Consider the following 15,274-nt stretch of genomic DNA (forward strand, 5'->3'; position numbering starts at 1 on the left):
GGCCTCTTCGCGGGTGAACCCGCTCCTACAGGGCCTGCACCCTTTGCAAGTGCAGTGATCATCCTGTGGGAGCGGGTTCACCCGCGAAGCAGGCGACGCAGTCTTACGGCAGGGCGTAAGAAATCACATAGTCGCCACGGTCAGTCGACTGACGCGCGCCACCGGCGGTGATAACCACATACTGCTTGCCGGTTTTCGGCGAAACGTAGGTCATCGGGCCGCCCTGGCTGCCAACCGGCAGGCGGGCCTTCCAGATTTCATTACCGTTGCTGCTGTCGTAGGCGCGCAGGTAGAAGTCCTGGGTGCCGGCGATGAACACCAGGCCGCCTTGGGTGGACAGTGTGCCGCCCAGGGTTGGCAGGCCAATCTTGATCGGCAGGTGCATGCGGATACCCAGCGGGCCGGTGTCCTCGACGGTGCCGACCGGGACCTGCCAGGCGATTTGGCGAGTCTTCATGTCAACCGCGGTCAGGGTGCCGAACGGCGGAGCCTGGCAAGGGATACCGGCGACCGACAGGAAGCGGTTCTTGTTCACCGCATACGGCGTGCCTTTGAGCGGTACGGCGCCCATGCCAGTGTTCAACGCTTCGCCACCGGAGGCCGCGTTGCCTTTGTTCTGCGAAGGGATCATCTGGATCCACAGGCCCAGACGCATGTCGTTGACGAAGATGAAACCATGCACCGGATCGGTGGAAATACTGCCCCAGTTCATGCCGCCCAGCGAGCCAGGGAAGCTCAGCGAAAGGTCGGTGCCCGGCGCGGTGTACAGGCCGTCGTAGCGCATTTTCTTGAAGTCGATGCGGCACAGCAGCTGGTCATACGGGGTGGCGCCCCACATGTCCGACTCGGTCAGGGTTTGCGCGCCGATCTGCGGCATACCCACCGATTTTGGTTGGGTCGGGGAGTACGGCTCGTTCGGGATATTGCTCGGTTTGACCGGAACTTCGTCGACCTGGGTCAGCGGTTTGCCGGTTGCACGGTCAAGCACGTAAATCTGCCCGGCCTTGGTGCCGATCACCACCGCAGGCACGGTCTTGCCGTCATCCTTGGTGAAGTCGATCAGGCTTGGCTGCATTGGCAGGTCGAAGTCCCAGAGGTCGTTGTGAACGGTCTGGTACACCCACTTCTGGTTGCCGGTGGTAGCGTCCAGCGCCAGGACCGAAGCACCGTAGGTGTGGTCCAGCTTGTTGCGCTCTACGCCATAGATGTCGGTGGACGACGAACCCATCGGCAAGAACACGGTGTTCATTGCCGGGTCGTAGGACATCGGGGCCCAGCTGTTCGGGGTGCTGCGTACGTAGGTGCTGCCGTCGGCCGGGGCGTTGCGGTCTTCCGGGTTGCCTGGGTCGAAGGCCCAGCGCATGGCCCCGGTGATGACGTCGAAGCCACGGATGACGCCGCCTGGCATGTCGGTCTGAACGTTATCGGCAACGCGACCGCCAACCACCACGGTGGTACCGGCCATCAGTGGTGCGGACGACAGTTGGTAGAAGGAATCCGGCACATCGCCCAGGCCAGCCATGAGGTTGACCTGGCCGTTGTTGCCGAAGCCTTGGCAGAACTCACCAGTGTCGGCGTCGACGGCGATCAGGCGGCCGTCGATGGTGTTGGTCAGCAGGCGGCGCTGGCAGTTGGCACCGGCCGGGACAGTGGCCATGGCGATGGGCGAGCTGTTCGGCTGGGTTGGCTGGGCCAACGGCGCGGTGGCGTCGAAGTAGGCCATGCCGCGGCAACGCTGCCAGACCTTGGACTGGGCGTTGATCTCGTTTTTCCACAGCTCTTTGCCGGTGTCGGCATCGAGGGCGATCAGGTTGTTGTGCGGGGTGCAGATGAACACCTTGTTGCCAACCTGCAGTGGGGTGAGTTGGTCCTCGGCACCGTTGCCGTCGCTGATGGCGACGTCACCGGTGTGGTAAGTCCAGGCCACCTTGAGCTTGTTGACGTTGTCGCGGTTGATCTGGTCCAGCGCGGCGAAGCGGCTGCCGCCTTCGGTGTTGCCGTAGTGGGCCCAGTCTTTCTGCTCTTTGCCGGCTTCGACCGGGGTCATGCCAGGGCCTTTGCCGGTCGGGACGACGCTTGGGTGAGCAACGAACATGTTGCCTGCGGCAATGACCAGTGCCACCGCCATCACACCTGCGATGCCGTACGCGCCACGGCCGGCGGTGCCGCCGTTGGCACGTACCAGCAGGGGGTAGACCAGCGCCACGACCATGCCGATTGCGCCGAACATGAACACGCGCGAGAACAGCGGCCAGAACACCAGGCCGGTGTCGATCACGGCCCAGATTGCGGTACCGATCAGGAACAGGGCATACAGCCAGGCGCCGGCGACCTTGCGGCGGGCGATGAGGATACCGGCGATGGCCATGGCCAGGCCGCCGATCAGGAAGTACCAGGAGCCGCCGAGGCCGGCCAGCTTGATACCGCCGGCGGCCAGGAGCAGGCCGAGCAGGGCGACGATAACGCCCAGGCCGACCAGAATGAGGGTTGTGGCGCCAGAGGCGCGCGGTGTTTCTTTCATGCCAGGGATCTCAGCAGGTGGAATGGGCGCAGTTTAAGCCCTTAGCAAGCTAATTAACAAGTTAGTACAAAGTTTTGTGAGGCTGATTGTCGCAGGGTTGAACTTGCCAAGGTGTGGCCAAAAGTCTAGATCAGGCAGCGAAAAATGCAGTAAACAAAGCGTTCATGGCAGATATGAAATCAGTACTCATACTTTGGTCGAGTCTTCGAAAAGCAACGTCTATAGGGGCCACGCTGCGCCAGCAGGCCCCGATAGGACCGTTTAACACCTATTCCGGCCACGGGCTGGCGCTGCTGTAGAACACGGCCAGCCATACTGTCGCGATGCCCGGCGCGGTCCATTCCACGCGGTGGCGATAATGCGCCGGTATATCGAGGCAGTCGCCGGGCTGCAGCAGCCGGGTATGGTTTTCATGCTCGAAGCGTAGGCCCGCGGCACCGCTCAGCAGCACGATCCACTCACCTTCGGCCTGGTCGTACCAGTACCCTGGCGGGCTGGATTGGCCGCTGGAAACAATGCGCTCGATGCGCACACCGGGGCGGCTGAGCAGTTCGTCGACGCGCTCGGCAGCGGTCGGGTCGCAGGGAGGCAAGGTGTTCAGCATGTTGAAGGGAGCCATCTGAAATCTCGTTCAAAGGGAGGTACTTCCACTATGGACGTGATTGCGGGGTCGCGCGCTTCTTGACCATCCCAGCGGTTTGTAGGACTGTTCCGAGCTTTAAAAGACGGAAGACACATGGACAAGCTGCTGGCCATGAAGATGTTCGCGGCGACGGTCGATGCCCAGGGGTTTTCCGCGGCTGCGCGCAAGCTTGGCGTGGCGACCTCGTCGGTGACCCGCCTGGTCGATGCACTGGAGGCCGAGTTGGGGGCCACCTTGTTGAACCGCTCGACGCGCCAGGTCAGCCTGACCGAGGCAGGCGCCCGTTACTACGCGCGGGCCCGGGGCATTTTCGAAGCGTTGGATGAAGCCGATGCCAGTGTCGCTGACCGGGGCGAGGAACCGGTCGGCGTACTGCGGCTGTGCCTGCCGGTGGAGTTTGGCCGGCGGGTGATTGCGCCGCACTTGGGGCCCTTTCTGGCCAAGCACCCGGCGCTTGAGCTGGACATCGACCTGAGCGACCGCCTGGACGACTTGCTCGATGGCCGTTACGACCTGTCGATCCGGCTGGGCGACCCTGCGCCCAATGACGAACTGGTGTGCCGCCCACTGGGCCGGTTCGAGCGTTGGCTGGTGGCCAGCCCGGGCTACCTGGCCGGGCGCGCAGCACTGGAGCACCCGCAGCAATTGCTGGAGCACGCCTGCCTACGTTTTCGCTATGGGCAGAAGGCGCGCCCCTGGTGCATGACGCGGGGCCAGGAGGTGCTGGAGCTGGACGTGAGCGGGCCGTTGCGCAGCGCCAATGCCGACCTGTTGCGCGAAACCGCGTTGGCCGGCAGCGGCATTGCCCTGCTGGCCGACTGGCTGGTGCGCGCGGACGTGGCCGATGGCACGCTGCAGCGCGTGTTCGGCGACTGGCAGGTGAGCCCCGGTACTGCCAATGACAGGATCAACGCGCTGTACTTGCCCAACCATCGCGGGTCGCGCCGCGTGAACGCCTTCATCACTTTTTGCGAAGGCCTGTTGATGCACTGACCCGTCAGCGTTGCGCAGGGTGCAAAGCCCTGTTGCGCGCTGGCCGGATTCTCGCCTGCGGCACGTCTGGGTAAGGTGTGTGGCATATTCCGTCCCTTCTCGAGGAACATCGCATGAACCCCTCCCTAGCCGCAGAGCAGCCGTCGGCCACTGGCCTGAGCCGGGCCTTGGTGACCCTGCTGGCGTTCTGCTGCGGCGCCATCGTTGCCAATATCTACTATGCCCAGCCCATCGTTGGGCTGATCGCCCCCGACCTGGGCCTGTCCACTGAACGGGCCAGCCTGATCGTTTCCCTGACCCAGCTGGGCTATGCCCTGGGCCTGCTGTTACTGGTACCGCTGGCCGACCTGCTGGAAAACCGCCGCCTGATGATCGCTACCGCGGTGCTGGCCTGCATCAGCCTGCTGTTGGCTGGCACCAGCAGCGGCGGCCAAGGGCAGCTGTTTCTGGGCTATGCGCTGTTGATCGGCTTCAGTTCGGTCGCGGTGCAGATGCTGATTCCCCTGGCAGCGCACCTGGCCCCTGAGCAACAGCGTGGCCGGGTGGTCGGCAACATCATGGGGGGGCTGCTGTTGGGCATTCTGCTGGCGCGGCCGGTGTCGAGCCTGGTGGCCGATCACTTCGGCTGGCGCAGCGTGTTCATCGGCGCGGCGGGTGTGATGCTGGCGATTATCCTGTTGTTGGCGCTGACCCTGCCACGCCGGGTGCCGGAGCACAAAGCCAGCTATGCCGGGCTGATGCTGTCGCTGGTCGCGTTGCTGCGCCGTTATCCAGTGCTGCGTCAACGGTCGCTGTACCAGGCGTTGATGTTCGCTGCGTTCAGCTTGTACTGGACGGCTGTACCCCTCGCGTTGGCGGGGGCGCATGGCCTGTCGCAGAGCCAGATCGCGCTGTTCGCCTTGGTAGGGGCGGTAGGGGCCGTGGCCGCGCCCATCGCGGGGCGCCTGGCCGATGCCGGGCATGCCCGGGCAGGCTCCCTGATGGCTTTGGTACTGGCGCCTGTGGCGCTACTGGTCGGGCTGACGGCACCGGGCTTCAGTGTGATCGGCCTTGGGCTGACCGGTGTGCTGCTGGACTTCGCGGTGCAGATGAACATGGTGATTGGCCAGCGCGAAGTCTATGCGCTGGACCCGGCAAGCCGAGGGCGTCTGAACGCGGTGTACATGACCAGTATCTTCCTGGGCGGGGCGCTGGGTTCGTCGGTGGCCAGTGCCGTGTTTGCCCAGTATGGGTGGCAGGGGGTTGCGTTGGTGGGTGCCGGGCTGCCAGGTTTGGCGCTGTTGGTGTTCCTCCTGCAAGGGCGCCGCGGCTGAGCTGAATCAGCGCCCCAGTGGCAACGCCACGCCGATCACTGCGAACAAGCTGCCACAGCAGCGGTTGAACCCTTTGCCACCCTTGGCCAGCCAGGGTCGAATGCGAAACGCCAAGCGCGCGAGCCAGTATTCGACCAGGAATTCCACGCTGGCAAAGGTCGCCGCCATCACCACGAACTGCATCAACAGCCCCCGCTGTGGATCGAGGAACTGCGGCAGGAACGCACCATAAAACAGCAACACCTTGGGGTTGGCCATGGCCGACAACAGGCCCTGACGAAACAGGCCCGCATTGCCCAGGCTGCGGGCCCGCTGCGTCACTTCAAGGTGCAGCGCCGGGCTGCGCCACAGCTGGATACCCAGCCAGACCAGGTAAGCGCCGCCCACCCATTTGAGTATGCCAAGCACCGCTGCAGAGGTTTGCAGCAAGGCACTGAGGCCGAACATCGCCAGGGCGATCAAGGCACTGAAGCCAACTACCCCGCCAACGATGGTGAACAGCGTACGGCGTGCGCCATATAGCGCGCCGTGGGTCAACGCGAGCAAGCTGTTGGGGCCTGGAGTCAGCGACAGGCCGATGCTGGCCAGCAGGTAGATAAGCCAGGTGTCGAGTGCCATGGGGGAGTGCCTGATAGGGTTGGAGAACGCCAGTCTAGGGCACAACGCGTTTTTTCGAAGGTATGATCTAGACATTCGATGGTCTGATCTGGACGCGCTCCTATGCCCCCTGATATCCGCCTGCTGATCCTGCCACTGCCGGCGTTTGCCCTGCTGCCGTTTGGTGCATTTCTCGACAAGCTGCGTTTCAGCGCCGATGACGAAGACTACAGCCAGCAGCGCTATTGCAGCTGGACCCTGGCAGGCTTGACCCTCGACCCGGTGCCCGCGAGCAGTGGCGCGGTGGTGCAGGTGGAAGCCATTGCCGAACAGCTCGACATGGCCCAGTACGACTACCTGGTGCTGTTCGGCGGCCGCAACGCCATGGCCACCGCTGAACTGGCACCGCGCTACAAGGCGTTGCTGAAGCGGGCTGCCAAGGCGGGTGTGAAGCTGGTGGCCGTCGACAACGCCGCCTTCCTCTTGGCCGCTTGCGGCCTGTTGGACGGGTATGACGCAGTGGTCCATTGGCGGCATGAAGCCGAGTTTAGAGCGACCTTCCCTCATCTGAAGGTGCTGCGCGACCAGCTCTATCACATTCAGGGTGGGCGCATTACCTGCGCGGGAGGGACGGCGGCCATCGACCTGGCGGTGGAACTGCTGGCGCGCGCCTGTGGCCGGGCTCGGGCGCTGAAGGGCTTGGCCGACATGTTGGTGGACGAGACGCGCGACAGCCGCCATGCCTTGCGCTCGTTGGAGCCAGGGGGAGGGCACGGGCGAGCGGTGCAGCGTGCCCTGGCGTTGATGCGGCATCACCTGGGTTCACTGTTGTCGATCGAGCAGCTGGCGGCAGAGCTGTGCATCAGCCGGCGTCAGCTTGATCGTCAATTCCAGGCCAGCCACGGGATGAGCGCCAAAGCCTGGTGGTTGGAGATGCGCTTGCAGCAAGCGCGCTGGCGGTTGCTCAACTCCAGCCACGGCCTGGCGCAGATTGCCGATGAAGTGGGGTTGGGGGATGCCAGCCACCTGGGTAAATGCGTGCGGCGGCGCTTTGGCTGTACGGCATTGCAACTGCGCGAAGGTGCCGCTGTTGCCTGAGCGGCCGCATCGCCCGCCCGGGCTGTTCTGGCTTTTACTGCGGTGTGCCAAACATCCCCGTCCAGTAGATCCCTGCATCACTCTTCGGGTCGACGGCATAGGCCGCTCCTAGCTCGCGATACTCCGGGTTCATCAGCGTCGCGCAATGCCCAGGGCTGGCCAGCCAGGCATCGACCACCTTATGCGCAGTGTCGCGGCCTGCAGCGATGTTTTCGCCGATCTGCTGATACAAGTAACCCGCCAGCTCGGCCCGATCGCCAGGGGTGCGGCCGTCGCGGTCGATATGGTCGAAAAAGTTCTGGTTGGCCATGGCCCGCGTATGGGTGGCGGCAACGCCGGCCAATACGGTGCTCCAGCTCAGCGCGGGCGCGGCGGCAAACGGCTGGCCGCCGCATTGGCGTGGCACCTTGCGCGCCGCGTTGATTTCTTGCAGCACCTTTTGCCCTTCAGCCTGCCAATCCCCCAGGCGGCTGCTGAGCAGCGGTCGGGCAAGGACGATGCGCCAATCGCGGCCTTCCTGGCTGACACCGATGTCGACGAACTGCGGGTCGAGCACCACCTGGCAGAAGCTCTCCTCGATGGCGTGCATGGCCGCGCGCGCATCGCGCGGGCCCGAGAGGCTGATGGCCTGCACGTTGACCATCGGGTAGGCCGCGCGGGACATGGCCTGTTGCAAGTCGCGGGTGCCCTCGGGCGACAGCGCCAGGCGGGTGTCGCTGTTGAGTGGCGGCAGCTCCAACGACGCCTCGCCACCACAGGGCTGGGCCTTGCTGCGGTAGACGTTGATCGATTCGATCAGTTGCGCCTCCTCGCCGGTGACGGCCAAGGCCCCGGTCGAGACGACCAGGCCCAGCGACAAGGCGGCAACAGATGACAGGACGCGCATGTGAATCTCCCTATGACTGGCAGCGTCGGGGTAAGCGCTGCTCATCCTACACAAGCACAGGGTTTTTGGCCCAGTCCCGTGCAAAGCAATACAAACGACGGCAATCGTTGCAGGCGGCATAAGAGGAAGTAGACCACTGGACGCGCAAAAAGTGCGATCACATGGTAAATATTCGTAACTTCAGCTGGAAACAATTCGCAATCGCGATTAATTTATGCCCTCCACCCCACGTTGCCAGGAAGGCGTCCATCCGATACCCAGGAGCCTTTCATGGCACGACCCCGTCATTATCAATCGACCTTTCTCGCTGTCTGCTGTTCCGTTGCGGTTACTGCACAGGCGGCTGATGGCGTGATCCAGCTGGATGCTACTGCTATCGACGCCGAGTCTGCCAAGGTGAAGGGCGAACTCCCGCAAGCCTTTGCCGGTGGGCAGGTCGCGCGGGGCGGGCAGATGGGCGTGCTGGGCAATCAGGACATGATGGACGTGCCGTTCACCATGACCAGTTACACCGCGCAATTGATCGAGGACCAGCAGGCCGAGGACATCGGCGATGTGCTGCTCAACGACCCGTCCGTGCGCCAGTCGTTTGGCTTCGGCAACCAGTCGCAGGTGTTCGTCATCCGCGGGTTGCCGCTCAGCGGTGATGATGTGGCGTTCAATGGCCTGTACGGCGTGTTGCCCAGGCAGATGATCTCAACCGATGCGGTAGAGCGGGTCGAGGTGTTCAAGGGGCCCAACGCCTTCCTTAACGGCGCCAGCCCGACCGGAACCGGCCTGGGTGGCAACGTCAACTTGCAGCCCAAGCGTGCCGGCGATGTGCCGACCCGTCGCTACACCCAAGACATCAGCAGCGACGGCCGCGTTGGCGAACACCTGGACATCGGCCAGCGTTTCGGTGAGGACAACCGCTTTGGCGTACGCCTGAACCTGTCGCAACGTGAAGGCGAAACCGCAGTCGACGACCAGGATCAACGCAGCAAGCTGTTCATTGCCGGCCTTGACTACCGCGGCGACAACTTCCGCCTGTCTACCGACTTCGGCTACCAGAAGCAGCGCGTCAACCACCTGCGTAACTCGGTGCGCCTGGGCGCCGGCCTCACCGATATCCCACGGGCGCCGGATGCCGACCACAACTATGGTCAGAACTGGGCTTGGACTGAAACCGAAGACACGTTCGGCATGGCCCGGGGCGACTACGACTTCAACGACAATTGGAGCGGCTACCTGGCCGGTGGCGTCAAGCACACCCATGAGAACGGCTTCTACGGCACGCCGATCCTGACCAACGCCGCCACGGGCGACGCCACCATCGCCGGTTCGAAGATCCCCCACAATGAAGACAACACCACCTTCATGGGGGGCATCAACGGCCGCGTGCAGACCGGCCCGGTCAGCCATCAGCTGAACATCGGTGCGGCCAGCATCTGGACCCAGCAAGAAAATGCGTTCGTCTTCTACAACGCGCAGGCCACCAACCTCTATCACACTGACCCGTTGCCCAAGCCCACCACCCCGACGTTTACCGGTGGTAAGTTGGATGACCCTGGGGTGACCGGCAAGACGCGCAACCGCAGCATTGCCGTGTCCGATACGCTGGGCCTGTTCGACGATAGCCTGCTGGTCACGGTAGGGGTGAGGCGCCAGCAATTGCGGGTCGAAGGGTATGCCTATGACGGCGAGGGCGCAGACCTTGGGCGCAACGCGTTCTACGATGAGTCGGTGACTACGCCTGTCTACGGCATCGTCTACAAGCTCAACCCGTCGATCTCGTTGTATGCCAACCGCATCGAGGGCCTGGCGCAGGGCGCGACGGCGTCGGGGCAGGTCATCAACGCCGGGGAAGTGTTCCCACCCGCCAAGACCAAACAGATCGAGGCAGGGGTCAAGCTCGACTACCAGACCTTCGGTGCCAACCTGGCGCTGTTCCGTATCGAGCGGCCCACCGATGGCTTTGTTCAGGGCAATGTATTCGTCCAGGACGGCGAGCAGGTAAACAAGGGCATCGAGCTGAGCGTGTTCGGCGAGCCGCTGCAGGGGCTGCGCCTGATGGCCGGCGGCACCCGCATGGACACAGAACTGAAAAACACCCAGAACGGTGCCAATGATGGCAACCATGCGGTCGGGGTACCGACCTTCCAGCTTAACGCCAGCGTTGACTGGGACGTGCCTGGCTTGCAAGGCGTAGCGCTTAATGCCCGCATGCTGCGCACCGGTGGCCAGTACGCCAATCCGGCCAACACGCTTACCCTGCCAACCTGGAACCGATTCGATGTAGGCGCACGTTACCGGTTCAAGGTGCAGCAGAAAGAGGTCACCTTGCGGGTGAACGTGGAGAACCTCACCGACAAGAACTATTGGGCCTCCGCCAACGGCGGCTACCTGACCCAAGGCGACCCGCGCCTGGTCAAGTTCTCCGGCTCGATAGACTTCTGACGCTCACTGTAGGAGCAGCCTTGCGCTGCGAAGAGGCCGGTGAAAGCACAGTGAATCTTCGCTGCTTTCACCGGCCTCTTCGCAGCACAAGGCTGCTCCTACACCCACACACCGCACACCGCACACCCACACCCACACACCCACACGTCAGCGGGCCAGTGCCTGGTTAGGCTTGTAGAACAGAAAATGCGTGGTCTCGGCGGTCTTGCGGTAGGCCTTGGCCCAATCCGGGTGCACATTGCGGTCGTGGAAGTACAGCGCACCGCCGGTAGGGTCCTTGAGCTGCTGGTTGAGCGCCTTGCGCGCGATCTCTTTGGCGATGTCGTAACGCTGCGCTTCCTCGACCTGGTCCGAGCGCCCGTCACACCACCAGGAAAACTGGCAGGCCTTGGTTTCCACGCCCTGTTTGACGACGCCACAAATGGTGTCCGGGAAGCCATCATGGCCCAGGCGGTTGAGCACGACACTGGCCACCGCCGTCATATCCTTTTCGTTGGCACCCTTGGCTTCCCAATAGATGGTGCGGGCCAGGCAGGTGATGCTGTCGTCCAGCGGCGATTGGCCTGCCGGGTCGACTGCTTTTACTTCGCCAGGGGTGATGGTTTCGGCCTTTTTCGGCGGCGGGGCGTCCTCGACCACCTTTTCTTCAAGGACTTCGGCCTTGTCCTCTGCGACCGCGGCCTTGGCCGTGTCTGCGGCGTGCAATGGGCCTGCAAGCAGGGCCGAGGTCAAGCCGATTACCATCCACGAGAGGCGCATGGCCGAGCTTCCGATCGATAAGTTGATTCAGAGTCTAGCCAAGCGTAAGCATTAGCACCAAAGGAAGGGTTGCGGCGGCCACCACGGTCTGTAGGGCGATGATGGTGGCCATCAGCGGTGCGTTGCCGCCCATCTGCCGGGCCATCACATAGGACGACGACGCCGTAGGCAAAGCCTGGAACAGCACGGCCACGACTGCCGCCTGCCCACCCAAGCCGAGCACGCGGCACAGGCCCCAGGTCGTCAGTGGCATGACCAGGAACTTGAACGCCGAGGCGGCCATCAGAGGGCGCACCTGGCGGCCGACGCGGGCACCGCCCAAGGCTGCGCCCACACACAGCAGGCCCAAGGGCAATGCGGCCTGGCCGAGCGCCTTGACCGTCGGCTCAAGCCCTGCCGGCAAGCCCAGCCCTGTGACCCGCAGCAGTAGGCCGCCCGCGCAGCCAACGATCAGCGGGTTGGCGAAGATCGCCCGCAGTACCGTGGCCGGCGAGCTGTGGCGTGCGCTGAATCGGGCGAACACCAGTACGCACAGCAGGTTGACCAAGGGCACGATGGCGGCGTTGGCAACGGCCGCCAAGGCAATGCCGGCACTGCCATAGATGCCCGCCGCCAGGGTCGCGCCGATGTAGTTGTTGAAGCGGATGCCACCCTGGAACACCGAGGTGAAATCGGCACCGTCATGGTTCACCGCGCCTTGGTACAGCACCAGCAGCAAGGCGCCGAGCAGGGTCGACAGCATCAGCACACCGACCATGCCCAGTATCGGTACCCCGTCGAGGTTGGCGGTGGCCAGGCCATGCAGGAACAGCGACGGCAGCAGCACGTAATAGCTCAGGCGTTCGGCACCGGGCCAGAAGGTTTCCGCCAGAAAGCCGCGCACACGCAGAAAGGTGCCCAGGGCGATCAGTAGGATGATGGGTAGCAGAGTGGTCAGCAGCAGGTGGAGCATGGTCGGCGTTCCGTCGTCGGGTACCGCTACAGACTACGGGGGCGCTTTGGTTTGTAAAAACGTTGTTTTCTTCAGTGACCGTTGAGAATAACTGCACGGTTGTGGTGTTTCAGGCATCCAGAGCCGTTTTCAGCACCGCACTCAGGTGGCGCCGCTGGCTTTTCTCATGCTCCAGCAGCACCACCCGGCGCGTCAGTTGCGGCTCGCCAAACGGCAGGCAGGTCGCCGGCGGCAAGCGCTGCAGGTCCGCGTCGGCCATGGGAATGATGGCCACGCCCAGGCCCATCACCGCCATGCTGGCCAGGGCTTCCTGGCTGTCCAACTCCATTTGTTCGCTGACTTGCAGGTGCTGGCGGCGCAGCTCTTGTTCGATCTGCCGCCCGGCCCAGGCGCGTTTGTCGAAGCGCAGAAACGGTTGGCTGGCCAGCAGCTCGGGCACGCTCTGGCCAGCCAGGTCGGGGCTGGCGATAGCCCAGAAGCGGTCAGCGAACAGCGGGGTGAAGACCAGGCTCTGTGGGTAGGGGCTGACTGGCTCGGTGGTGATTGCCGCATCGAGTTCGCCGTCTTCGACGCGCCGGGCCAATTCCGCCGACATGCCCGACGCGACACTGATGTGCAACTGCGGGTGGTGGGTCTTGATCCACAGCAGGGCTTTGGGCAAGCGCCGGGCCAGCACCGTGTGGATAGCCCCCAAGCGCAAACGGCCACGCAGGCTCGGGCCACTGGCCAAAGCATCGGCCAGCTCGTCATAGGCGCCGAGGATGCTCTCGGCGCGCGCGACCGCCAACTGCCCGGCTTCGGTCAGCACGACTTGCCGTCGGCTGCGATCGAACAGGGTGACCTGCAGTTCGTCTTCGAGGGTCTTGATGTGCAGGCTCACGGCCGAAGGGGTGAGGCTGAGCAGGTCGGCGGCACGGGCAAAGGTGCCGTGGCGGGCGATGGTCACCAGGGTGCGCAGGGCTTTGAGGGACACGCGAAGGGGCTCCAGGGCTGAGCGGGCAGTCGTGCATTGTCAGTGCGGGGCCGGTCGCCGGCAAGCCGGCATCTGCGTACTTTAACGCCCCGTGCGCCCATACGCCTGGCTGATGCGGTCAATCACCATGGCCAGCGCCACGATCGCCAACCCGGCCTCGACGCCCTGGCCGACGTTAAGGGTCTGGATCCCCGCCAGCACATCCTCACCCAGCCCGCGGGCGCCAATCATCGAAGCCACCACCACCATCGACAACGCCATCATCACCGACTGGTTGAGCCCGGCCATGATGCTGGGCAGGGCCAGCGGCAGGGCGATGCGACGTAGCCGCTGCCAGCGGCTGGCACCCAGGCCGTGCGCAGCCTGCAACAAGGACGGGTCGATCTGCCGCAAGCCCAGTTCGGTCAGCCGCACCAGTGGCGGCAAGGCGTAGATCAGGGTGGCGAACACCGCCGGCACCTTGCCCAGGCCAAACAGCATCAGCACCGGGATCAGGTAGACAAAGGCCGGGAGTGTCTGCATCACATCCAGCACCGGCATCAACAGCCGTCGAGCCAGCGGGCGGGCCGCCAGCAGTATGCCCAGCGGCACGCCGACTATCACGCACAAGCCCGTGCTGATCAGGACCAAGGCCAAGGTTTGCAACAGCTTGTCCCACAGCCCGAGCACGCCGATCAAGGCAAGCAGGGCCACCATCATCAGGCTGCGCAACAGGCTGCGGCTGGCATGCCAGGCGAGCAGCCCGACCACCAGCAACAGCCCCCACCAGGGCAACAGGCGCAGCAGGTTTTCCAGGCCCACCAGCAGTTGCAGCAGTTGATCCGAGAGGCTGCGCAAGTGGTCGCCGTAGTTCAACACCAGCCAGTCGACTAACTGGTTGACGCGACCCGCGAAGGAAAATTGCAGGGCTTCGGGAAAGCCGCCGCTCATAGGCTGCCCTCGACCTTGGCTGCGACCTGCGCAGGCAACCAGGCTTTCCACACATCGCGGTTATCGCGCAAAAAGGCGAGGGCAGCCTGGTTGGGCGGGATGCGCTTTTCGCTCATCTCGGCCAGGGCGCTATTGAGCCGTTCGATCGGCAGGTCGACTTTTTCGAACACCGCCACCAGGTCTGGGTAGCCTTCTTTAAACGCCTTGGAGACGCCAATCGACAATTTGGCTGGCAGTGACTGGCTACCTTGCGGGTTGGGGTTGCTGGCATCTGTCAGGGTGGCCCAGGCCTTTTCATTGAAGGGCGGCTCTTGCAGGCGGATCAGCTTGTAGCGCCCCATGAGCGGGGTCGGGTTCCAGTAATAGAACAGCACTGGCTGGCCGCGACGGATGGACGAGCTGATCTCGGCATCCAGCGCTGCGCCAGAGCCACTGCGGAAGTTGTTGTACAGCGCATCCAGCCCATAGGCCTTGAGTTTCTGGCTGTTGACCGTCTCGGACGTCCAGCCACTGGGGCTGTTGAGGAAGCGCCCTTTGTCCGGCATTTCGGGGTCGCTGAACACCTTGGGGTAACGCTTGAGGTCGTCGACACTGTGCAGGTCCGGTGCCAGGGGCTTGAGGTTGCGCGACGGGTCGCCCTGGATCACGTAGGCCGGCACCCACCAGCCTTCTTCAGCGTGCTTGACCGTGTCGCCAAGGGCGAACACCTGGCCGGCCTGCTCGGCCTTGATCCACGCGGGGCTGCGCCCGGCCCATTCCTCGGCGATTACCTGCAGGTCGTTGCGGGCCAAGGCCACTTCCATGCTCACAGTGCTGCCGGGCAGCGTGTCGGTGGGGTAGCCGTAACCCCGTTCGACGATCAGGCGCAGGATCTCGGTGGTCAGTGCACCGCTTTCCCAACCAATTGCGCCAAAGTGAATCGGCGCGTTGCGTTCCGCTGAGGCGGCGCTGTCGGTGCTGGCCAAGCCAACAGCCAGCAGCAGGCCGGCCAGCAGCGTTGGAATTCTTTTCATCGGGGCCTCCTCGGTAGCCGCTGAGTCAGTGCCGGCAAGTGTAGACGACCCCTTTGTCTGCTTTGCCTGGCGGGGCAGGGAAAGCGCTCTCTCTGTGCCCCGTGGCACGCGGTTGCAAGAGTGTGCGTTGCCATTTCGGCAGCCCATTTGGCCCACGGCG

General features: G+C 63.9%; 13 protein-coding genes. 4 read left to right on the plus strand and 9 right to left on the minus strand.

Features of this window, described 5'->3' with window-relative positions:
• Positions 1-103 precede the first annotated feature (103 nt).
• Together LOY53_RS11190 and LOY53_RS11195 are read right to left on the minus strand one after the other, a co-directional pair.
• The gene (locus tag LOY53_RS11190) at positions 104-2,521 is read right to left on the minus strand and encodes a glucose/quinate/shikimate family membrane-bound PQQ-dependent dehydrogenase (RefSeq protein ID WP_252823784.1); all 2,418 of its coding nucleotides are present in this window, start codon (positions 2,519-2,521) and stop codon (positions 104-106) included.
• Positions 2,522-2,789: 268 nt separating this feature from the next.
• Positions 2,790-3,140, minus strand: a complete 351-nt coding sequence (locus LOY53_RS11195) for a cupin domain-containing protein (protein WP_099429107.1) — start codon at positions 3,138-3,140, stop codon at positions 2,790-2,792.
• A gap of 117 nt (positions 3,141-3,257) precedes the next feature.
• Here LOY53_RS11195 and LOY53_RS11200 point away from each other — a divergent pair, with 117 nt between their 5' ends.
• Together LOY53_RS11200 and LOY53_RS11205 are read left to right on the plus strand one after the other, a co-directional pair.
• Complete coding sequence (locus LOY53_RS11200) at positions 3,258-4,157, plus strand: LysR family transcriptional regulator (RefSeq protein ID WP_252823785.1); 900 nt, start codon at positions 3,258-3,260, stop codon at positions 4,155-4,157.
• A 113-nt stretch (positions 4,158-4,270) separates the two neighbouring features.
• Positions 4,271-5,470: an MFS transporter gene (locus LOY53_RS11205; RefSeq protein ID WP_258704017.1), complete on the plus strand. Its 1,200-nt coding sequence runs from the start codon at positions 4,271-4,273 to the stop codon at positions 5,468-5,470.
• 6 nt (positions 5,471-5,476) lie between these two features.
• Here LOY53_RS11205 and LOY53_RS11210 read toward each other — a convergent pair whose 3' ends face one another.
• Positions 5,477-6,088 (minus strand): LysE family translocator, encoded by a 612-nt coding sequence (locus LOY53_RS11210; protein ID WP_085274275.1) that lies wholly within the window; start codon positions 6,086-6,088, stop codon positions 5,477-5,479.
• Between the two features lie 102 nt (positions 6,089-6,190).
• Between LOY53_RS11210 and LOY53_RS11215 the strand changes: the two genes are divergently transcribed.
• Positions 6,191-7,165 (plus strand): GlxA family transcriptional regulator, encoded by a 975-nt coding sequence (locus LOY53_RS11215; RefSeq protein ID WP_258704018.1) that lies wholly within the window; start codon positions 6,191-6,193, stop codon positions 7,163-7,165.
• 34 nt (positions 7,166-7,199) lie between these two features.
• Here LOY53_RS11215 and LOY53_RS11220 read toward each other — a convergent pair whose 3' ends face one another.
• On the minus strand, positions 7,200-8,051 hold the full coding sequence (locus LOY53_RS11220) for a CAP domain-containing protein (protein WP_099429112.1): 852 nt from the start codon (positions 8,049-8,051) through the stop codon (positions 7,200-7,202).
• A 270-nt stretch (positions 8,052-8,321) separates the two neighbouring features.
• Between LOY53_RS11220 and LOY53_RS11225 the strand changes: the two genes are divergently transcribed.
• On the plus strand, positions 8,322-10,487 hold the full coding sequence (locus LOY53_RS11225; protein WP_258704019.1) for a TonB-dependent siderophore receptor: 2,166 nt from the start codon (positions 8,322-8,324) through the stop codon (positions 10,485-10,487).
• Positions 10,488-10,634: 147 nt separating this feature from the next.
• On the opposite strand, the gene LOY53_RS11230 is transcribed toward LOY53_RS11225, so the two are convergent.
• The 5 genes from LOY53_RS11230 to LOY53_RS11250 all read right to left on the minus strand — a co-directional run bounded on the left by LOY53_RS11230 (position 10,635) and on the right by LOY53_RS11250 (position 15,114).
• The gene (locus LOY53_RS11230) at positions 10,635-11,246 is read right to left on the minus strand and encodes a cell wall hydrolase (RefSeq protein ID WP_252823790.1); all 612 of its coding nucleotides are present in this window, start codon (positions 11,244-11,246) and stop codon (positions 10,635-10,637) included.
• A gap of 34 nt (positions 11,247-11,280) precedes the next feature.
• On the minus strand, positions 11,281-12,198 hold the full coding sequence (locus LOY53_RS11235) for an AEC family transporter (protein ID WP_252823791.1): 918 nt from the start codon (positions 12,196-12,198) through the stop codon (positions 11,281-11,283).
• Positions 12,199-12,307: 109 nt separating this feature from the next.
• Positions 12,308-13,171, minus strand: coding sequence for a LysR family transcriptional regulator (locus LOY53_RS11240; protein ID WP_085274271.1), 864 nt, complete (start codon positions 13,169-13,171; stop codon positions 12,308-12,310).
• A gap of 81 nt (positions 13,172-13,252) precedes the next feature.
• On the minus strand, positions 13,253-14,101 hold the full coding sequence (locus tag LOY53_RS11245; RefSeq protein WP_252823792.1) for a proline/glycine betaine ABC transporter permease: 849 nt from the start codon (positions 14,099-14,101) through the stop codon (positions 13,253-13,255).
• Positions 14,098-15,114, minus strand: coding sequence for an ABC transporter substrate-binding protein (locus tag LOY53_RS11250; protein ID WP_252823793.1), 1,017 nt, complete (start codon positions 15,112-15,114; stop codon positions 14,098-14,100). Before LOY53_RS11250 ends, LOY53_RS11245 begins: the two co-directional genes overlap by 4 nt.
• Positions 15,115-15,274: the final 160 nt, after the last annotated feature.

The sequence above is a fragment of the Pseudomonas sp. B21-031 genome, from assembly GCF_024748985.1.
GTDB classification, from domain to species: Bacteria; Pseudomonadota; Gammaproteobacteria; order Pseudomonadales; family Pseudomonadaceae; genus Aquipseudomonas; species Aquipseudomonas kermanshahensis.